The sequence below is a fragment of the Planomonospora sp. ID82291 genome (assembly GCF_015711645.1).
Classification (GTDB): Bacteria; Actinomycetota; Actinomycetes; order Streptosporangiales; family Streptosporangiaceae; genus Planomonospora.
Window position 1 is genome coordinate 60,112 of record NZ_JABTEX010000005.1, and the last position, 20,353, is coordinate 80,464.

A 20,353-nucleotide genomic window follows, 5' to 3' on the forward strand; every position below is an offset into this window, starting at 1 on the left:
GGTCCCGCACGTCAGGACGCCTGGGGGCCTCCGGCCGCCCGGCGCAGGTCGAACAGCTCCGAGGGGGAGATCGGCATCTTCATGACCGGGATGCCCTCGGCGTCCTCGACCGCCGAGGCGATCACCGCCGAGACCGGGATGACCCCGGCCTCGCCCGCCCCCTTGATGCCGAGCGGGTTGAGCGGCGACGGGGTCTGCAGGTGCGCGGTCTCCACGTGCGGGACCTCGGTGGCGTACGGCATCAGGAAGTCCATGAACGAGGCGTTGAGCAGCTGGCCGTGCCCGTCGTAGACCATCCGCTCGTACAGCGCGCCGCCGACGCCCTGGGCGACGCCGCCGTGGATCTGCCCCTCGACGATCATCGGGTTGACGAGGTTGCCGCAGTCGTGGACCACGGCGTAGCGCAGGATGCGGATCTCGGCGGTCAGCGGGTCGGTCTCCACGATCGCCGCGTGCATGCCGGAGGCGAAGGTCGAGCGGATCGGCGAGTAGTAGCCGCGCCCCTCCAGGCCGGGTTCCTCGCCCTCGGCGACCGGCGGCCGGTCCGGCGGCGACGCGCCCGCGAACTGCGTGGCACGGGCCGCCTCGTCGTCGAAGGCGTAGCGCAGCGGGTTGGCCAGAACCGCCACGGTGGCCAGCGGGACCGAGGCGCCCGGCACCCCGGCGACGTGCACCAGCCCGTCGGTGATCTCCAGGTCGCGCGGGTCGGCCTCCAGCGCCTCGGCGGCGATCCGCAGCGCCTTCTCGCGGACCTTCCGGCAGGCCAGGGCGATGGCGTTGCCGCTCATCACCGCGGCCCGGGAGGCGAAGGTGCCGACCGCGTAGCCGAACCTGCGGGTGTCGCCGGTGACCACCGAGACCCGTTCCAGCGGCACGCCCAGCTCGGTCGCGGCGATCTGCGCGAAGACGGTCTCGTGGCCCTGGCCCTGCGAGGTCAGCCCGGTGGAGACGTGCACCCGGCCGTCGGAGGTGATCTGCACGTGGCCGCCCTCGTACGGCCCGACGCCGGTGCCCTCGACGTAGCAGCCGATGCCGATGCCCAGCCGCCGCCCCCCGGCCGCGGCCCGCTCCTTCTCCGCGGCGAAGGAGTCCCAGCCGATCAGCTCCTTGAGCAGGCGCAGCGACTCGGGGTAGTCGCCGCTGTCGTAGACCAGCGGCCGGCCGTCCTGGAAGGTCAGCCCCTGGTCGTAGGGGAACTCCTCGGGCTGGATGAGGTTGGCCGCGCGCACCGCCGTACGGTCGAGGCCGAGGTGGGCGGCGATGCGGTCCATCGTCCGCTCCATGCAGAAGACCGCCTGCGGGCGGCCCGCCCCCCGGTACGGCGTGACCTGCACGGTGGTGGTGTAGACCGAGGAGAACGCGACCCGGTAGGCCCCCAGCCGGTACGGCCCCGGCAGCTGGGTCGAGGTGATGATCGGCACGATGATCCCGTACGGCGTGTAGGCGCCGTGGTCGTGCAGGATCGTCACGTCCAGGCCGAGGACGCGGCCGTCGTCGTCGAAGCCGACCCGCACGGAGTGCGCCTGGGCGCGCTCGTGCGCGGAGGAGGTGAAGTGCTCGCGGCGGTCCTCGGTCCACTTGACCTCCCGCCCGAGCAGCATCGCCGCCCAGGGGACGAGGACCTCCTCCGGCCACGGATGCATGATCTTGACGCCGAACCCGCCGCCCACGTCGGGCGCGATCACCTCGACCTTGGGCAGCGGCAGGCCGAGCGTGGCGGCCAGGGCCATCCGCACGCTGGTGGAGGTCTGGGTGCTGGAGTAGACGCGCAGCGAGGCGTCGTCGGCGTCCCAGCGGGCGTACACCCCCCGGCCCTCCAGCGGCATGGACGCGCTGCGCTCGATGTCGAGGCGGAACTCCAGCCGGTGCGGCGCGGCCGCGATCGCCTCCCCCGCCTCGCGCCCGTCGGCGGAGGGCACCGACTGCACCAGGTGCGCGCCGACGTTGCCGGGCACGTCGTCGTGGACCAGCCGCTCCCCCCGCGCGGCCTCCTCCAGCCCGACCACCGCGGGCAGCGGGTCGTAGTCGACGCGGATCAGCGCGCAGGCGTCCTCGGCGAGGTAGCGGTCGCGGGCCACGACCATGACGACGGGTTCGCCGACGTGCCGGACCCGGTCGCGGGCCAGCGGGAGGGCGGTGCGGCCGTGGGTGAGCGCCGGGTGCGGGATGAGCAGCGGGAGCGGCCGGGCCAGCCGCTCCGGCAGGTCCTCCCAGGTGTAGACCGCCACCAGCCCGTCCACGTCGAGCGCGTCCGCCACGTCGATGTCGCGGACGACGGCGTGCGCGTGCGGGGAGCGGACGAACGCCGCGGCCAGCGCGCCGGAGCCCAGGTCGTCCAGGTAGCGGCCCCGGCCGGTGAGCAGCCGCGGGTCCTCGCGCCGCTGGACGGCCTCGCCGAACGGTCTCGTGGTCATCGGGCCGCGCTCCTCACCGGGGGTCGTCGAGGGGGCGCTCGGCGGGCCGCGCGGGTCTGCGGGGCGTCACGCCTCCTCCGCCCGTTCCTCCGCCATGATCTCGGCCGCGCGGTGCACGGCCCTGACGATGTTCTGGTAGCCCGTGCACCGGCACAGGTTGCCGGACAGGCCTTCCAGCACCTCCTCGCCGCTCGGCGCGGGGTTCTCGCGCAGCAGCGCGGTCACCGTGCACAGGAACCCGGGGGTGCAGAACCCGCACTGCAGGCCGTGGCACTCGGCGAACGCCCGCTGCACCGGCGACATCCGCGCCCCGTCGGCGAGCCCCTCGACGGTGGTGATCTCGTGCCCGTCGGCGGTGACCGCGAACATCAGGCAGGAGCGGACCGGCTCGCCGTCCAAGAGGACCGTGCAGCACCCGCACACCCCGTGCTCGCAGCCGACGTGCGTGCCGGTCAGCCCCAGGTCGTGCCGGAGGCAGTCCGACAGCAGCCGCCGCCCCGGCACCCGGGTCCGCCGGAGCACCCCGTTGACGGTCAGCGCGATCTCGTGCGCCGCCTCACCCATGCGCCCCCTCCCGCCCCGCGGCCCCGGCGCGCCCCGCCCTGTCACCCGCCGTCACCCGCCCTGCTCCCCGCCCTGTCACCCGCCGTCACCCGCCCTGCTCCCCGCCCTGTCACCCGCCGTCACCCGCCCTGCTCCCCGCCGCGTACCCCCCGGCGCTCCCGTCGGCGTGCTCCACGGCCGCCCGGGCGGCCTCCCGGAGCGCCCGCGCGGCCAGGACCCCGGTCAGGTGCCGCCGGTAGTCCGCGCTCGCGTGGATGTCGTCCTCCGGTTCGATCCGCTCCCGCACCGCCCGCGCCGCCGCCTCCCAGTCGGCCGCGCCGGCCGGTGCGGCCCCGCACGCGGCGGTGACGTCGACGACCACCGGGACGGGCCCCGCGCTCACGCAGGCCGCCGTCGCGGCGGCGACCCGCAGGCCGCCGTCCAGCCGGACCAGGGCCGCGACCCCGGCCAGGGCGTAGTCGCCGTGCCGGCGCGACACCTCCTCGAAGGCGGTCCCCGCGCGCGGGGGCAGCGCGGGGAAGAACGCGGAGACGGCCAGCTCGCCGGGGCCGAGCGCCGACTCCAGCGGGCCGGTGAAGAACTCTCCCGCCGGCACGTCGCGGGTGCCCCCGCGCCGCGCGAGCCGTACCGAGCCGCCGAGCAGCGCCAGTACGGCCGGCAGCTCGGCGGCCGGGTCGGCGTGCACGAGGCTGCCGACCGCGGTGCCGCGGTTGCGGATCACCGGGTGGGCGACCAGCCGGAGCGCCTGGCGCAGCAGCGGCTGGACCGCGGCGGCCCCGGCGGAGCGCTCCACCTGCGCGTGCCGGGCCAGCGCCCCGACCCGGACCCCGTCCGGGCCGGTCTCGACCGCCGCCAGCCCGCCGAGCCGGTTGATGTCGACCAGGTGCGCGGGGGCGGCCAGCCGCATGTTCATCAGCGGGATGAGGCTCTGCCCGCCGGCGAGCACCTTGCCGTGCTCCCCCGTCGCGGCGAGGACGTCGAGCGCCTCGGCGAGGGTGCGGGGGGCGTGGTGGTCGAAGGGGGGTGGCTTCACCCGGCGGCCCCGCGTTCCGTCCCGGCCGCCTCCGGCGGTCCGGACGCTCCGGGCACGGGGTCCGTCCCGGCCGCCGCCGGACCGGGCGCGGGAACCCCCGCCGCCGGACCGGGCCGCGGATCCGCCCCGGCCGCCGCGTCCGCGGGGGTTCCCGTGCCCCGGCGGGCGAGTGCCCGCAGCAGGTGGTGGCCGCCGAGCACCACGATGGTGCCGAGCGCGATCCCTCCCAGGTGGAAGTCGGAGGTGATCGTCTGCGTGACCGGGCCGATGGCGAGGATGATGCCCGCCCCGACGGGGACCATGTTGACCGGGTCGGCGAAGTCCACCCGGTTCTCGATCCAGATCTTCGCGCCGAGCAGGCCGATCATCCCGTAGAGGATGACGGTGATGCCGCCGAGCACGCCGCCGGGGGTGGCGGCGACCAGCGCGCCGAACTTCGGGCAGAGGCCGAACAGGATCGCGATCACCGCCGCGATGTAGTAGGCGGCCGTGGAGTAGACGCGGGTGGCGGCCATGACGCCGATGTTCTCGGCGTAGGTGGTCGTCGGGGAGCCGCCGAAGGCGCTGGTCACCACGGTGCCGACGCCGTCGCCGATGATGGCCCGGCCCATGGAGGGGTTGACGTCGGTGCCGGTCATCTCGCCGACGGCCTTGACGTGGCCGACGTTCTCGGCGACCAGGGCGATCACCGCGGGCAGCACCAGCAGGACGGCGGAGACCTCGAAGGCGGGCCAGTGCATGCCGGGCAGGCCGATCCAGTCGGCGCTCGCGACCGCGTCGAAGCTCACCCGCGGGTGCGTGTCGACCTTCCCGGTGCCCGCGTTGTAGGCGGTGATGTCGCCGAAGACCCGGTCGGCGCCCCAGGACAGGGCGAAGCCGATGACCAGGCCGAGCAGGATGCCGATCCGGCCGACGAACCCCTTGAAGAGCACGATGATCACGAAGGTGACCGTCATGGTGATGAGCGCGATCCACTGGTCCTGCGGCCAGTAGACGTCCGCGACCACATAGGCCAGGCCGAAGCCGATCAGCATGACGACGGCGCCGGTGACGACCGGCGGGAAGACCCGGTTGATGACCTGCACGCCGAGCACGTGCATCGCCACGCCGATCAGCGCGAGCACCAGGCCCGCGACGAGGATCGCCCCGGTGACGATCGCGTCCACCGCCGGGGTGTCGCCGCCGAAGAGCGCCCTGATCGCCAGCACGCCGCCCACGAACGAGGCGCTGGTGCCCAGATAGCTGGGCACCTTGCCCTGCACGATGAGCAGGAACAGGATCGTCGCGATCCCGGAGAACATGATGGCGACGTTCGGGTCCAGCCCCATGACCAGGGGGAAGACGAACGTCGCGCCGAACATCGCGATGACGTGCTGGGCCCCGAACCCGACCATGCGCGGCCAGGACAGCCGCTCGTCCGGCCTGACCACCTCACCGGGCGCGAGCGTCCTGCCGTCTCCGTGCTTCGTCCAACCTGCAGCCATCACGCCCACCTTTCCCGGGCCGTCGGTCGGTGGCCGCCCCGCAGGCGCTCCCTCCGGCGGATCCTCGCTGCCGTTGCGGGCACATTAGGCCCGTCGACACGGCCGTACATCAGCATGATCTGCCAAATCTGACCCGCCGGCCAGGGGAGCCCTCGCGCACCGCCGGCGAGGAGCCGCCGACGACGGGCCGCCGACGGGCCGCCGACGGGCCGCGGGCGGACGCGGGCGGACGCGGGCGGACGCGGGCGGCGGCCGTACGGCGGAGCGTCCTCAGGCGGCGCCGGGGGCGACGACGTGGATCTCGAAGCCGTCGCCGGTGACGACCTGGCCGGCGCGGATCTTGCAGGTCTTGCGGAGTTCGACCTCGCCGTCCACCATGACGTTCCCCTCGGCGATGAAGTGCTTGGCCTGCCCGCCGGTGTCGGTCACGGCGCAGTACTTCAGCAGGTCGCACAGGGGGATGTAATCGGTTTCCAGCTCAAAGGTCTCGTCCACGGCCACAGCTTAGGGCCCGGCGGGTCCGGATCAGATGCCGCGCATGCGCAGCACGTGCAGCGCCAGGGTCAGGTTGAGCCGCAGGTGGGCGTCCTCGGTGAAGTTGCCGAGCAGCCGCTCCAGCTTGCCGATCCGGTAGCGCAGCGTGTTGTAGTGGAAGTGCAGCCGCCGCGCCGTCTCGGCGACGTTGAGGTTGGTCTCCAGCAGCACCTGGAGCGTCCGGCGCAGGTCGGCGTTCTCCAGGTCGTCGTCGGCGGCCAGCGGGCCGAGGGTCTCGCGGACGAAGGCGTGCAGCTCGGCGGTGTCGCTGACCAGCGAGAGCAGCCGGTAGACCCCGAGCCGGTCGAAGTGGGCGACCGCGCCGGACCCGTGCAGCTGGCGGCCCACCCGGGCCGCCTTCAGCGCCTGGGCGTACGCCTCGGGGAGCGCCTCGGCACCGGAGGCCGTACGGCTGGCGCCGGTGGAGAAGGTGGCGGGCGGCCCGTCCGCGAAGGCGGCGGCGGCGTCCCGGGCCAGGCGGGCGGTGTCCGCGGCGGCGTCGACGACCGCGACGACCTCGTGGGAGAACCCGGCCACCGCCCCGCGCGGGTCGTGGCGGCGCAGCGCGGCGACCCAGCAGGCGGCCAGGCGGTCCGGGGCGAGCCGCTCGTCGCCCTCGGGGTCGAGCTCGGCCACCAGCACGGTGACCGGGCGCCGCAGGTCCCAGCCGAAGGCCCTGGCCCGGGCGGCGACCCGGTCGGAGCCGCCGGCCCGGCCGGTCAGCACGTCGCGCAGGAAGTCGGCCCGGTACTTGCTCTCGACGGCGTCGACCGCCTCCTGCCGGGTGATGACGAGGGCGGCGACGGTGGCGGCGCGCTCCAGGATGCCGACGTCGCTCTCATCCACCCGCCCGGCGGGGCCGCACGCGACGATCCGGCCGTGGTGGTGCCCGCCCGCCACGACGGGGACGACCGTGCGGCGGTCGTCGGGCGCGGTGCGCAGCGCGGCCAGGAAGTCGGCCGGCCCCGCCGACGCCAGCGTCCGGCCGGCGCCGTCGAGCACGGCCACCGCCACGTCGAGCAGCCCGGCCACCTCGGCGGTCACCTCGCGCAGCCCGCCCCCGGCCAGCACGACCGCGACCAGCGCCCGGTGCGCCTCCTCGGCGCGGACCAGCACGGCGGCCTGCCGGTTGAGGATGTCGGTGAGGACCTGGTTGAGGATGTCGTCGAAGCCGACGTCGTCGGGGAGCAGGATCAGCGGGAAGTCCAGGCGGTCGGCCTGCTCGGCCATCTCGCCGGGCAGCTCGTCCAGGTAGCGGCCGGGCTTGATGGCGAGCGCGGCCAGTCCGCGCTCGTCCAGGTCCGCCACGAGCCGGCCGAGCGACTGCGGGGTGTTGCGCAGCGGGTAGCCGGTGGTGAGCAGCAGTTCGTGGGGCTTGACCCAGGCGAGGATGTCCGGGACCTCCATCACGTTGAGCCGCTGCACGATCCGGTCCAGCCCTCCCCCGCCCGCGATCAGGCGGGCGCCCGCCAGCGTCGAGACGCCCAGGACCTCCCCGACCGAGACGCCGTGGATGATCGTTCCGGTGCTGGCCAGGCGTACGGGGGGCTCCATGGGGCGATTGTGTCCGATGGAGCGTCTGTCAGGAAGAGCCAACCTTTGCGCGGACTGTTGGCAGCTTTCTCCGTACGGGGTGATCGGGCTCCGCTCTAGCGTCGGGCCCATGGATGAGGAGGTCCGTTGACCGTGGGAACGCGCCCGGGGGCGCGGCGGATCCCGGCGCGGACGTACGCGACCGGCGCGGCCAGCACGGTCCTGCGGCCGCTGCTGGAGTCGCCCCGCCGTCCGGCGCGGGTGCTGGCGGCGTTCCCCGCCGGGGTCTACCTCGAGGTGCGCACCGCGCTCGAACCGCAGGTGATCGCGGTGGTCACCGGGCAGGCCGTCCGGCTGCCCAACGCGATGGTCCTCGCCGAGCCCGTGCCGCGCGTCGCGGTGGGCGGCGAGGCCTCCGTGGGAGACGGCTCGATCGAGCTCGGACCGCTCAGCCTGCGGGTCCGCCGCTGGTGGGACCCGGCTCCGCCGCTCGGCCCGGCCGACCCCGTACGGCTGGCGCGCTCGCTGCCCCTGCTGGCCGAGCTGTGCGACGCCTCCCCGCGGCGTCCCGGGCTGGAGGGCCGCGACGCCGCGGAGCTGCTGGCCGAGGGCTGCGCGGAGGCCTCGCTGCTGCGCAGTCTCACGGCCGCCGAGCAGCTCGTCGGGCTGGGGCCCGGCCTCACCCCGAGCGGCGACGACATGCTCGCCGGGCTGCTGGTGGCGCTGCGCCACCTGGGCGCGGCCGCCGGAGTGGGGCGGGCGGTCTGGCTGGCCGACTGGCTGGCCGCCGCGGTCACGTTCGACGCCCGCGGCAGGACCACGCCCATCTCGGCGGCGCTGCTGCTCTGCGCGGCCCGGGGCGAGGCCGGCGGCGAGGTGCTGGCCGTCCTGCGCGCGCTGGCCGGGCGACAGCCGCTGCGGCCCGCCCTGGGCCGGCTGCTCGGGATCGGCCACACCTCCGGCGCCGACCTGGCGTGGGGGCTGCGCATCGGACTGGCCGCCGTCCTCGGCCTGGCGGAGCGCGCGGACCGCACAGGCCGCACAGGCCGCACAGGCCGCACAGGCCGCACAGGCCGCACAGGCCGCACAGGCCCGATGGTCGCGGAGGTGGGAGCGGGTGGACGCTGAACGACCGGGCACCGATCTGGTCCGGGTGCGTACCGGGATGTACCACGACTCGGTCAGCCTGATGCGGGTCAGCCGGGCCGCGGCCGGCCTGCCCGGGGTGGAGGTCGCGGTGGTGGCCATGGCCACCGGGCTCAACCTCGGCATCGCCGCCGGGCTGGGCTTCGCGCTTCCGGCCGCCGGGCCCGCCGACCTGCTGGTGGCGCTGCGGGCCGCCGACGCGGACGCGGCCGAGCGGGCCGCCGCCGAGGTCGACGGGCTCCTGGCGGGCCTCGCCGCCGCCCGGGTCGCGGGCCCGGCCGGGGCCGCGGAGCCGCCGCGCACCGTGCGCGCCGCCGTCCGGGCGGCGGGCGGGGCGGCGACGCTGGCGCTGGTCTCCGTTCCGGGACGGTACGCGTTCGCCGAGGCGATGGACGCGGTCGAGGCCGGGCTGTCGGTGATGGTCTTCAGCGACGACGTCCCCGTGGAGCGGGAGGTGCTGCTCAAGCGGCGGGCCGCCGAGCACGGGGTGCTGGTCATGGGACCGGACTGCGGCACCGCCGTGGTCGGCGGGACCGGCCTCGGGTTCGCCAACGTGCTGCGGCCCGGCCCGGTCGGGATCGTGGCCGCCTCGGGGACCGGCGCGCAGCAGGTGGCGTGCCTGCTGGACCTGGCGGGCGCGGGGGTCGGCCACATCCTCGGCGTCGGCGGGCGCGACCTGTCGGCGGAGGTGGGCGGCCTGTCCACGCTCCGCGCCCTGGACGCGCTCGACGCCGACCCCGCGACCGAGTTGATCGTCCTGGTCTCCAAGCCGCCGGACCCGCGGGTGGCGGACGCCGTCCGCAAGGCCGCCGACCGGCTCGCCACCCCGGTGGTGACCGCGTTCCTCGGCCGGGCGTCCGGTCGCGGGCCGGGCGACCTGACCTCGGCCGCCGAGGACGTGCTGCGGGCGCTGGGGGCGGAGGTCCCCGGCTGGCCGTCCTGGTCCGCCGCCGGACCGCGCGTTCCCGGGCCGGGCCGCGCCGCGGACTCCGGCCCGGCCCCGGACCACGCGGCGGGAGACGGCGGGGACCGCGCGGCGGCCGGCCGGGCGCGGAGGCTGCACGGGATCTACGCGGGTGGCACGCTCTGCGCGGAGGCGGCGCTGGTCGCCGGGACCGGCGACTTCACCGACTACGGCGACGACGCCTACACCCGGGGCCGCGCCCATCCGATGATCGATCCGGCGTTCCGCCTGGAGGCCCTGGCCGCGGTGCCCCCCGGCGACGCGGTCCTGCTCGACGTGGTGCTCGGCCACGGCGCCGACCCCGACCCCGCCGGGCGGCTCGCGCCCGCCGTCGCCGCCGCCGTCGCGCGCGGCGTGCCCGTGACCGTCGCGCTGGTCGGCTCCTCGGGCGACCCGCAGGGGCTGGCCGCCCAGGCCGGGGCGCTGTGCGCGGCGGGAGCGGACGTGTTCGTCTCCAACGCCCTCGCCGCCCGCCACGCGGCCGGCCTGACCGGAGGTCCCCGATGAGCCTGCCGCTGCTCTCCGGAGAGCCGCACGTGATCACGGCCGGGGCCGCGGTGCTCGGCGAGGCGCTGGACGCGCAGGCCGTACCGCGCACGGCGGTGGACTGGCGGCCCCCGCTGCCGGGCACCGAGGACGACCTGGCGCGGGTGCTGGCCGACCCGCGCCGGGCCGCCGCCAACGCCCGCGCGGTGGACCGGCTGACCTCCGCGCGGCCCCTGCTGACCGGGGTGCGGCCGGCCCGCGAGGTGCTGGACCTGCCGCCGGGCACGTTCCTGCACGCCGGTCCGCCGATCGGGTGGGAGCGCGCCTCGGGCCCGATGCGCGGCGCGCTGGTCGGCGCGGTGCTGCTGGAGGGGCTGGCCGGCGACGCCGCCGGGGCGCAGGAGCTGCTGGCCGCCGGGCGGGTGCGGCTGGAGCCCTGCCACCGCCACCGCGCGGTGGGCCCGATGGCCGGGGTGGTGAGCCCGTCGATGTGGATGTTCGAGGTGCGCGACGCAGAGCACGGCGGCATCGCCCACTGCTCGCTCAACGAGGGGCTCGGCAAGGTGCTGCGCTACGGCGCCTACGGCCCCGAGGTGATCGGGCGGCTGCGCTGGATGGGCGAGGTGCTCGGCCCGGCGCTGGCCGCGGCCCTGGAGCTGACCGGGCCGCTGGACCTGCGGTCGCTGATCGCGCAGGCCCTGCAGATGGGCGACGAGCTGCACAACCGCAACCGGGCCGCGACCTCGCTGCTGATCCGCGAGCTGGCGCCCGCGCTGGTGGAGGCCGCCGGTCGGCACGCGGCCGAGGTGCTGCGCTTCGCGGGCGGCAACGACCACTTCTTCCTCAACGCGGGCATGGCCGCCTGCAAGGTGAGCGCCGACGCCGCGCGGGACGTGCCCGGTTCGACGCTGGTCGTCGCGATGGCCCGCAACGGCACCGACTTCGGCGTGCAGGTCTCCGGCCTCGGCGACCGCTGGTTCACCGGCCCGGCGGGCGTGCCGGACGGGCTCTACCTCGGCGCGTACGGCCCGGCGGACGCCAACCCCGACATCGGCGATTCCACGATCACCGAGACGGCCGGGCTGGGCGGCTTCGCCATGGCGGCGGCCCCGGCGATCGTCAGGTTCGTCGGCGGCGACGTGGCGGACGCGACGGCGGCCACCCGGTCGATGTACGAGATCACCCTCGCCGAGCACCCCGCCTACCGGATCCCCGGCCTGGGGTTCCGGGGCACGCCGGTCGGCGTGGACGTGACGCTGGTGGCGAGGACCGGCCTGCTGCCGACGGTGAACACCGGCATCGCGGGCCGGGTGGCGGGCACCGGCCAGGTCGGCGCGGGTCTGGTCAGCCCTCCCGCCGCGGCCTTCACCGCGGCGCTGGCGGCCCTGGCGCGGGAGGCGCCGATCGGGTAAGCCGCCGTTCCCCTTGCCTCCGGAGGCTCCTCCGGCGGAGGCGCCGCCGGGCCCGTCCACCGGCGCATCCCGCCATTCCGGGTTCGGTCCATGATCGATCCGGGGCCGGTTCACGGCGGATTCACGGCCGGTTCACGGCTGGTCGGCGGGCCGGGCGCACGGCGAACCGCACCTCACTGGACAAATACGAGGAAGACTGTTCTTTCCTCCCAACTTCCATTACCGAATATAATCCGGATATCGTGTCCAACCTCACAAATGGGCGTGGACCTGGGGGCGGGGTATGTCGACGGACCGTCTGATCGGCAAGGTACCCCCTGGACCGGAGGGTGTGGACATCACGGGGACCGCACCGGCCGGCCAGGCGGGGCAGCACAGACTGATCGGCGGACGCTACCGGCTGCTGTCGCCGGTCGGCCGCGGCGGCATGGGCATGGTCTGGCACGCCCACGACGTGCTGCTCGACCGGGACGTCGCGGTGAAGGAGCTGATCCTCCCCTACGGACTGGACCACGCGGGCGCGCAGGTGGCGCACCGGCGCATGATGCGCGAGGCCCGCTCGGCGGCCCGGCTCAGCCACCCGGGGATCGTCACCGTCCACGACGTCGTCGAGGAGGACGGGCGCCCCTGGATCGTGATGGAGCTCGTCCGCGCCTGGTCCCTGGAGCAGGCCGTGCGGGAGAGCGGGCCGCTGCCGGTGGCCCAGGCCGCCGAGATCGGCATCCGGGTGCTCGACGCGCTGCGCCACGCCCACGCCTCGGGGATCCTGCACCGCGACGTCAAACCCGGCAACGTGCTGCTCACCTCCGACCGGGTGATCCTCACCGACTTCGGCATCGCCGCCCTGGAGGGCGACGTCACGATCACCCAGACCGGCCTGCTGATGGGCTCGCCGGCCTACATCCCGCCGGAGCGCCTCTCCGGCCAGCCGATCACGCAGGCCGGCGACCTGTGGGCCTTCGGCGCCACGCTGTACGCCGCGGTCGAGGGCCGCCCGCCGTACGAGGGGCCCGACGCGGTGGCCGTGCTCGGCGCGATCCTCACCCAGGACCCCGTACGGCCGCAGCGCGCCGGGGCGCTGGCCGGCGTCATCGCGGGCCTGCTCCGCAAGGACCCCGCCGAGCGCATGTCCGCCGCCCAGGTCTCGGACCTGCTGGAGCAGGTCCTGCGCAGCCACGGCTCCCACACCCCCGACCGGGGTCCCAACGGCCAGGTCCCCGCCGCGATGCCGGTGCCGGGCAACTCCATGCCGATGCACCTCATGCCGCCGCTGGACCCGCCCTCGGGGCCGATGCCCTCGCGGATCATCGAGACCCCCTCGGGGCCGGTGCGCGTGCCGTACGACCCGCAGTCCACGGGCGGCGCGGCCGGCCACGACCCGCTGTCCGGCCCCTCCGGGGGGTACCCCGCGGGCGCCCCCGGCCATCCCGCCCCGGTGAACGTCACCATCGCGCCGTTCACCTCGCTGGACAGCATGTCCGGCGGGACCCGGCGCGGCTACGACGCGCTGCGCAGCACCTCCGCCGACCTGGGCCGGGCCCCGGCCGGCTCCGCCGGCGGGTCCTTCTTCGACGACGCCTCCTTCGACGCGCCGGCCGGCTCCTCCGGCGGGGTCCCGCTCCCGGGCGGGTCCGGTCCGTCGGCGCGCTCCGCGACGGGCGAGGGGACCGGGCGCAGGAGCTCGCGCCGCAGGGCCTCCTCCGGCGGCGGCTGGATGCGCGGCGGACGCCCCACCCCGCGGCTGCTGGCCGTGGGCGGGGCGGGCGTGCTGGCCGCGGTGGTGGCCGGACTGATCGTCCTGGTGCCCGGCGACGACTCCGGTTCCGCGGCCGGGCGCGCCTCCTCCGCCTCGGCCCCCGCCGCCGCCGACAGCGGCCGGACCCGCAGGACCGGCGAGGTCCCCGAGGGGTTCACGCGGCTGAGCGCGGGCGGGATCGCCGGCGCCGTGCCGGAGAACTGGACGGTGAAGGAGGGCGCCGACGGCGCCGTCGTCTTCTCCGGACCGAAGAGCGGCGCGCAGAGCATCGTCGTCACCCAGGTCCCCGTGGCCGACCCGGTGGCCGCGCTCGGCACGGTCGACAGGTCCGGGCTGGACGAGTACATCGAGGTCGGCGTGACGCCGGTCTCCTACGACGGCTGGAAGGCCGCCGACTGGGAGTACACCTTCGTCCGGCCGGACGGCATCGTGCCGATGCACGGGCGGACCCGGTACGTCGTGGTGAGCGCCGACAGCGCCTACCAGATCGCGATCGTGGTCAAGGACATCGACTGGGAGAAGAGCGCCCGGATGATCGACGCCTTCTTCGCCACCTTCGACCCCGGGGCCTGAGGGCCTGAGGGCCTGAGGGCCTGAGGGCCGTCCGCGGGCCCGGGTCCCCGAGGAGGACCTCCGGAGCGCCCCGGGTACGGGACGCCCACCGCGGGCATCGTCACGAGTGATGACAGACTTCGCTCGTGACGACAATCCCCTTGAGTCCTGACATCTCCCCCCCGGGGCCGGAGCAGGTCGCAGCCGTCCAGCGGCGGACGCTGGGCGTCCTGACCGCGGCGCAGATCACCAGCGGCATGGGCGTCGCCGTGAGCTTCACCCTCAGCTCGGTGCTGGTCGCCAGGCTCTCCGGCTCGGAGGCGCTCGGCGGGCTGGCGGGTACCGCGGGCGTGCTCGGCGCCGCGCTGCTCGCCCTGCCCACCGCCAAGGCCTCGGGCCGGGGCGGGCGGCGGACCGGGCTGACCCTGGCCTACGGCTGCGCGGCGCTCGGCTGCCTGGTCTCCGTGGCCGCCGTCACCGCCGGATCGTGGCCCCTGCTCCTGGCCGGGCTGGTGCTGTTCGGCGGAGGCAGCGCGGGCAACCTGGCCTCGCGCTACTCGGCCACGGACCTGTCCCCCGCCGGGCACTCCGCCCGGCACCTGTCCTGGGTGGTCTGGGCGGCCACCGTGGGCTCGGTCGCCGGCCCCAACCTGGCCGAACCGGCCGACCGGATCGGCCGGCAGGTCGGCCTGGAGCCGGGCGCCGGCCCGTTCGTGCTCGCCCTGCTGGGCTTCCTGCTCGCCCTGGGCATCCTCACCGCCGGACTCCGCCCGGACCCGCTGGTCCTGGCGCGCTCGCTCGCCGCGCCCGCCGCGGAGACGGCGACGTCCGCGAGGCCCGCGGGCACCCTGCGCACCGCCTGGCGGACGCTGCGCGCCTCCCCGGCGGCGCTGCGGGCGCTGATCGCGATCGCGGTCAGCCACACCGCCATGGTCTCGATCATGTCCATGACCCCGGTGCACCTCGACCACCACGGGGCCTCCGTCTCGGTCATCGGCCTGGTGATCAGCCTCCACATCGCGGGCATGTACGTGCTCTCCCCCGTGGTCGGCTGGCTCGCCGACCGGATCGGCCGGGTCCGGGTGCTCGTGCTCGGCATGGCCCTGCTGCTCGCCGCGGCCGTCCTGGCGGGTACGGCGGGCGAGCACGACGTCCCCCGGGTGACCGCCGGGCTGGTCCTGCTCGGCGTCGGCTGGTCCTGCGGCCTGGTCTCCGGATCGGCGATGCTCACCGAGGCCGTCCCGCTGGAACGGCGCCCCGCCGTGCAGGGGCTGTCCGACCTGGTGATGAACGTCTGCGGCGCGGGCGGCACCCTCGTCGCCGGAGTGATCGTGCAGACGCTGTCCTACGGCGTGCTCGGCACGGCCGTGGCGGTCCTGGTCGCCGTCACCGGCGCCCGGCTGGCGCTCGCCCGCCGCTGACCGGCGCCGGCCGCGGCACGACCGCCCGCCCCGGTCACGCCGGACCGGCCGCGGCACGACCGCCCGCGCCGGTCCGCCGCGCCCCCGCGGGCCGGTCCCGCGGCCCGCCGTCACTTGGCCTCGGCGTAGCAGCGCACGGCGACGGCCTCCATCGGGAAGCGCACGGGGGTCGGGCCGAACAGCAGGCGGGTCGCCTCCTCCGCGGCCCGGCCGACCGCCGCGACCGCCTCACCGGCCAGCTCCTGCGGGCAGTGCACCATCACCTCGTCGTGCTGGAAGAACACCAGCCGGGCCGGGTCGGGCAGCAGCCCGCGCAGCACGGCCATCAGGACGAGCGCCCACTCGGCGGCGGTCGCCTGGACCACGAAGTTGCGGGTGAACCGGCCCCGGTCGCGGGCCGCTCGGCCTCCCTCCGGCCCGGAGACCAGCTCGCGCCAGCGGGCCGAGGGCGGCGGGCAGGTACGGCCCAGCCAGGAGCGGACCAGTCTGCCCTCCTCCCCCGCGCGGGCGGCGTCCTCCACGAACCGGTAGGCCGCGGGGAAGCGCTGCCGCATCACCGCCAGCAGCTTGGAGGCGTCCCCGCTGGTCCCGCCGTACATCGCCGAGAGCATGGCGATCTTGGCGTGGTCGCGCTCGCCGCCGAACGCCCGGGCCAGCGCCCGGTAGAGGTCGGCCTCCCCCGCCGCCCGGGCCAGGCCCCGGTCCCCGGCCATCGCGGCCAGCACCCTCGGCTCCAGCTGGGCGGCGTCGGCGACGACCAGCGTCCAGCCCTCGTCGGCCACCACGGCCCTGCGCATGGCCTTGTGGATCTGCAGCGCGCCGCCGCCGCTGGTCGCCCACCGGCCGGTCACCACGCCGCCCACGACGTACTCGGGGCGGAAGCGGTCGTCGCGGACCCACTGGTCGGCCCAGGCCCAGCCGTGGAAGCTGTGGAACCTGGCCAGCTCCCGGTAGGCCAGCAGGGGGGCGACGCCGGGGTGGTCGACCTTCTTGAGGTCGTGCGCCCTGGCCGAGGAGACCGGCGTGCCGGCGGCCTTGAACGCCTTGACGATCTGCTGGACGGAGTCGGGGTTGAACGACGTGCCGAACACGGCCGCCACCTCGTCGGCCAGGGCCTGCAGCCGGGCCGGGCGCATGCCGTGCACCGGGCGCGGGCCGAGCATCTCGGCCAGCAGCGCGTCGTGCAGGTCCCGCCGCCAGGGCATGCCGTCGTGGCCCATCTCCGCCGCGATCAGCGCTCCGGCCGACTCGGCCGCGACCAGCAGCCGGAACCGGCGCGGGTCGGCCGTCGCCCCGATCCGCCGGAGCTGGTCGGCGTGGACCTCGGCGACCGGCCCCGCGTCCGGCGGGGGCGGCTCCTCCTCGAACAGGGCGGCCTGCCGCGCCACGGGCCCGTGGTGGCCCGCGGGGCCGTGCGCGTCGTGGTCGCCGGGCACCGGCAGGCCGTGCAGCCGGGCGTACGCCGCCCGGGCCGACCGGGGCTCGCCGTACCGGCCCTCGTGGGCCAGGAGCAGCCCCTCGGTCAGCGCGAGGTCGTGGCAGCGCGCGAGCCGCACTCCGCGCTCCAGCAGCGCCGGGTAGACCTCCCGCGTGTCGGCCCAGACCCAGCGCGGCGGCCCTGCGCGTCCCCCGCGCAGGTCCCGCACGGCCGCCGCCAGGTCGGCGACGGACCGGGTCGCCTCCCCCTCGGGACGGAGCAGGCCGGACCCGTCGGCCCCGGGCACGACCACGACGTTCATGGCTCCAGCGTGCCACGCGCCACCGACGCTTCGATCAGGTGAGCGGGATGCACACCTCGTCTTCGAGCGGGGGTTCGAGCTCCTGGGGCAGGCAGCCGGTGGCGGCGAAGCAGCGGATCCGCAGGGTCTCGGACGTCACCGCGACGTGCAGGAAGCTCTTGAAGAACGGCGGGGTGTCCCAGTCGGACAGCTCCGACAGGTAGCGGTGGAAGACCTTGCCCACGGGCAGCCGGAGCGGGAGCGGCCAGGAGCCGAGCAGCCGCGCCGCCCAGCGCATCCGCCGGGTGATCTTCACGCCGCCGATCGGCCGCGGCGGGGTGTTGCCGATCCGCCGGGACATCAGGCACACGGCCTCGTCCGGCGTCAGGTAGAGCCAGCGCATGCGCAGCCGCTCGCTGTAGAGCTTGCTGTAGAACGAGAGCGAGTCGCCGCGCAGCGGGTAGCACTTGTAGTCGTCCTCGTGCACGCCGCCGACCGTGACCCGGGGGATGGTGTGGGTGGCGTGCGTGAACGCCCCCGAGCCGCCCGCCACGATGTACTGGATCGTCCGGCCGCCGACCCGGACCGGGAACCGCTGGTAGTTGTGCACGTCCCCGCCGATGGCGGCGACGTAGTGGTGCCGGGGGTCGGTCACGATGTCGTCGATCGTGCCGCCGCCCTCCAGCGCCGACGGCTTGTACTCGTTGCGGACGTAGATGGGCTTGCCGGTGACCAGCACCTTGGGGCGCGGGTCCAGCGAGACCTGCCGGAGCCAGTCGGCCTGCTCCCGGTCGATCGTGCCGGTGATCCCGGTGTCCACCCCCACGATGAGCAGGCCCGGGGCCTCCATCACCCAGTACGGCCCCGGCTGCACGGCCCGCTGCCCGGGGGACGACCGGCGCTCGCGGGCGCGGGCCAGCCGCTCCTCGTCGATCGGCTCGGGCCTGCGCCACAGCAGCCCGCGCAGCCCGGAGGGCGAGAGCCGCAGCCCCTCCCGCCGCGCCTCCAGCGCCGGGGCGTCGCAGAAGACGCGCATGAAGCCGCCGAGCCCGTCGTACCAGTCGTGGTTGCCGGGGATCGCGTAGATCGGCGCCGGGTAGTCCTGGTAGGGGCGGAAGAACTTGTCGTCGTACTCGTTGCCGGAGCCGGTGGGGTAGACCACGTCGCTGGCGATGACCGCGAAGTCGGTGCCCTCGCCGATCCGGAGCATGCCGGGCACCACGGCGTACTGCGAGGCGTCGCCCTCGCCGGTGTCGCCCAGGAGCAGGAAGGAGAACTCCTCCCCCACCGGCAGCGGGATCCGCATCGACGGGTCGGCGCCCCGCGCCCGCTGCGCCGCCGTCCAGCGCGTCCTGACCTGCCCCGACGGGTCGCCGAACAGCGCGGCGAGGATCTCGTTGCGCGAGCGCCAGAGCGTGCGCGGGTTCAGCCAGGAGAACGACTCCGCGCCCGGCGGCCTCAGCCCCTCGAACGCGCCGATCCGCACGCAGTCCCAGCCCGCGCCCTCCTCCGAGATCCGCGAGGAGACCTCGCGCCCGCGCTCCGCCGCCCGCTTCACGTCGACCATGGTCATATTCTGGCCGCGATCATGCGTGGGCGCGCCCGTTCGGCGAAGCGCGGCGGTCAGGGCAGGGGTCGGGCAGGGGTCAGGGCAGGCGGCCGATCCGGAAGTCGTCGAAGTACACGCGGGTGTTCTGCTCGTCCCCGGTCCGCTTGCTGACGGCGATGCCGAACCCCGGCTTCCCCGTGGCGCCGGTCGCGTCGCCGTCCGTCACCTCGGCCACCAGGCGGTCGTCCATCCACATCGCCACCCGCACGCCGGCCCCGTCCCGCTCGCACTCGGCCCGCAGCACCGCCCCGGCCCTCCTGAACCCGGGCACGGGGACGTCGGCGGTCAGGTCCGCCTGGAACTCCCCGGCGGTCTTGTGGATGCGCGCGTGCCCGTCGGGGCGGACCTCGGCGACGTAGGAGAAGCGGTTCTCCTCGTCGGGCGAGTAGTCGCAGTAGACCCCGCCCCACGCGGTGGACGGCCTCCCGGCGGCGAGGTCGATCCGCACCTCGACCACCGCGTGGTCGGGCGCCTCGGCGTTGACCGGCGCCCCGTTCCTGCGGGAGTTCTCCACGACGTCGGTGGCCAGGGTGAAGCGCCCGTCGCCGGTGTAGCCGTGTGGGACGTCGACGCCGGTGCCGCTGCCGTTGTACCAGCCGGATCCCTGGTCGCCGAAGTCCTCCCGGTACAGCACGTCGGTGATCTCCGGCGGCCCCTGCCCGAGCAGCCGGGCGCCGAGCACCCCGGCCGCCGCCAGCAGCAGCGCCCCGGCCACCGCCGCGCCCGCCAGGTACGGCCGGCGCGGGAGCCGGGACCGCCTCCCGGGCCCCTCCTCCGCGGTCACCCGGGCGGTCGGCCCGGCCGGACCCGACAGGTCGAGCCGGACCGTGCCCGCCACCCGGGCGGTGTCCCGGGCCTCCTCCCGCCCGACCAGCCCGGACAGCAGTTCCCTGGCCGTCGGCCGGGCCGCGGGGTCCTTGTCCAGGGCCGCCGCGGTCAGGGTGCGCAGCTCCGCGTCGAGCGCGCCGAGGTCCGGGGTGTCGTGGACCACCCGGTAGAGCGCCTCCGGCACGGTCCGGGAGGCGAACGGGGAGGAGCCGGTCGCGGCGGCGGCCACCACGCACCCCCAGGCGAAGACGTCGGCGGGCGGGCCCGCCCGGCCGCCGGAGACCAGTTCCGGAGCCATGTACTCCGGGGTGCCGAGGATCGCGCCGGTGACGGTCTGCCCCCTGCCCGCGTCCAGGGCGCGGGCGATGCCGAAGTCGATCACCCGCGGACCGAGCGGGGAGAGCAGCACGTTGGCGGGCTTGAGGTCGCGGTGGACCACGCCCGCGTCGTGGATCGCGGTGAGGGCGGTCGCCACCCCGACGGCCAGCGCCTCCAGGTTGGATCCGGCCAGCGGGCCCTGCTCGCGCAGCAGCCGGGCCAGGTCGGGTCCCGCGACGTACTCGGTGACCACCCACAGCGGCTCGCCCTCCAGCCGGGCGTCCAGCACCGGGGCGGTGCAGAACCGGCTGACCCGGCGCGCCGCGGCCACCTCGCTCCGGAACCGCGCGGCGAACTCCGGGTCGGCGGCCAGGTGCCGGTTGATCACTTTGATCGCCACCGGTCCCGACGGGCCCTCGCCGAGGTAGACCGTTCCCATGCCGCCCCGGCCGAGCCGCCCGGCGACGCGGTAGGGGCCGAGCCCGACCGGGTCGGCGGGCTCCAGAGTGAGCACGGGGGGAAGTCCGTAGGCCGTCACAGCGGACGATCCTAGATCGGATGGATCGTCCGATGGGGGATAA

Annotated in this window: 14 protein-coding genes; 5 read left to right on the forward strand and 9 right to left on the reverse strand. The window is 75.8% G+C overall.

Features of this window, described 5'->3' with window-relative positions; translation table 11 throughout:
• Positions 1–11 precede the first annotated feature (11 nt).
• The 6 genes from cutA to HS045_RS28250 all read right to left on the reverse strand — a co-directional run bounded on the left by cutA (position 12) and on the right by HS045_RS28250 (position 7,583).
• Complete coding sequence (cutA, locus tag HS045_RS28225; protein WP_196454562.1) at positions 12–2,414, reverse strand: aerobic carbon-monoxide dehydrogenase large subunit; 2,403 nt, start codon at positions 2,412–2,414, stop codon at positions 12–14.
• Between the two features lie 66 nt (positions 2,415–2,480).
• A complete protein-coding gene (locus HS045_RS28230) occupies positions 2,481–2,978 on the reverse strand; it encodes a (2Fe-2S)-binding protein (protein WP_196454563.1) in 498 nt (165 codons plus the stop codon).
• A 109-nt stretch (positions 2,979–3,087) separates the two neighbouring features.
• Entirely contained in the window at positions 3,088–4,011 is a 924-nt protein-coding gene (locus HS045_RS36290; protein ID WP_196454564.1) for a xanthine dehydrogenase family protein subunit M, read from the reverse strand.
• The gene (locus tag HS045_RS28240; protein WP_196454565.1) at positions 4,008–5,495 is read right to left on the reverse strand and encodes a uracil-xanthine permease family protein; all 1,488 of its coding nucleotides are present in this window, start codon (positions 5,493–5,495) and stop codon (positions 4,008–4,010) included. The genes HS045_RS36290 and HS045_RS28240 overlap by 4 nt, the downstream gene beginning before the upstream one ends.
• A 270-nt stretch (positions 5,496–5,765) precedes the next feature.
• Positions 5,766–5,990 carry an RNA-binding S4 domain-containing protein gene (locus HS045_RS28245; protein ID WP_196454566.1) on the reverse strand — a complete coding sequence of 75 codons (225 nt, stop codon included), beginning with the start codon at positions 5,988–5,990 and terminating at the stop codon, positions 5,766–5,768.
• A 30-nt stretch (positions 5,991–6,020) separates the two neighbouring features.
• A complete protein-coding gene (locus tag HS045_RS28250; RefSeq protein WP_196454567.1) occupies positions 6,021–7,583 on the reverse strand; it encodes a PucR family transcriptional regulator in 1,563 nt (520 codons plus the stop codon).
• Positions 7,584–7,715: 132 nt separating this feature from the next.
• Here HS045_RS28250 and HS045_RS28255 point away from each other — a divergent pair, with 132 nt between their 5' ends.
• From HS045_RS28255 to HS045_RS28275, 5 genes are all read left to right on the forward strand, one after another.
• The gene (locus HS045_RS28255; RefSeq protein WP_307827791.1) at positions 7,716–8,690 is read left to right on the forward strand and encodes a DUF2877 domain-containing protein; all 975 of its coding nucleotides are present in this window, start codon (positions 7,716–7,718) and stop codon (positions 8,688–8,690) included.
• Entirely contained in the window at positions 8,680–10,179 is a 1,500-nt protein-coding gene (locus HS045_RS28260) for an FdrA family protein (RefSeq protein WP_307827766.1), read from the forward strand. Before HS045_RS28255 ends, HS045_RS28260 begins: the two co-directional genes overlap by 11 nt.
• Positions 10,176–11,570: a DUF1116 domain-containing protein gene (locus tag HS045_RS28265; RefSeq protein ID WP_196454569.1), complete on the forward strand. Its 1,395-nt coding sequence runs from the start codon at positions 10,176–10,178 to the stop codon at positions 11,568–11,570. Before HS045_RS28260 ends, HS045_RS28265 begins: the two co-directional genes overlap by 4 nt.
• 331 nt (positions 11,571–11,901) lie before the next feature.
• Positions 11,902–13,899, forward strand: coding sequence for a protein kinase (locus HS045_RS35025; RefSeq protein ID WP_307827767.1), 1,998 nt, complete (start codon positions 11,902–11,904; stop codon positions 13,897–13,899).
• Positions 13,900–14,024: 125 nt separating this feature from the next.
• Positions 14,025–15,299 (forward strand): MFS transporter, encoded by a 1,275-nt coding sequence (locus HS045_RS28275; RefSeq protein WP_307827768.1) that lies wholly within the window; start codon positions 14,025–14,027, stop codon positions 15,297–15,299.
• A gap of 110 nt (positions 15,300–15,409) precedes the next feature.
• Here HS045_RS28275 and HS045_RS28280 read toward each other — a convergent pair whose 3' ends face one another.
• The 3 genes from HS045_RS28280 to HS045_RS28290 form a co-directional block, all read right to left on the reverse strand.
• A complete protein-coding gene (locus HS045_RS28280; RefSeq protein WP_196454570.1) occupies positions 15,410–17,038 on the reverse strand; it encodes a bifunctional 3'-5' exonuclease/DNA polymerase in 1,629 nt (542 codons plus the stop codon).
• A gap of 34 nt (positions 17,039–17,072) precedes the next feature.
• Positions 17,073–18,584 carry a metallophosphoesterase gene (locus tag HS045_RS28285; RefSeq protein ID WP_196454571.1) on the reverse strand — a complete coding sequence of 504 codons (1,512 nt, stop codon included), beginning with the start codon at positions 18,582–18,584 and terminating at the stop codon, positions 17,073–17,075.
• A 79-nt stretch (positions 18,585–18,663) separates the two neighbouring features.
• Positions 18,664–20,310: a serine/threonine-protein kinase gene (locus tag HS045_RS28290; protein WP_307827769.1), complete on the reverse strand. Its 1,647-nt coding sequence runs from the start codon at positions 20,308–20,310 to the stop codon at positions 18,664–18,666.
• Positions 20,311–20,353: the final 43 nt, after the last annotated feature.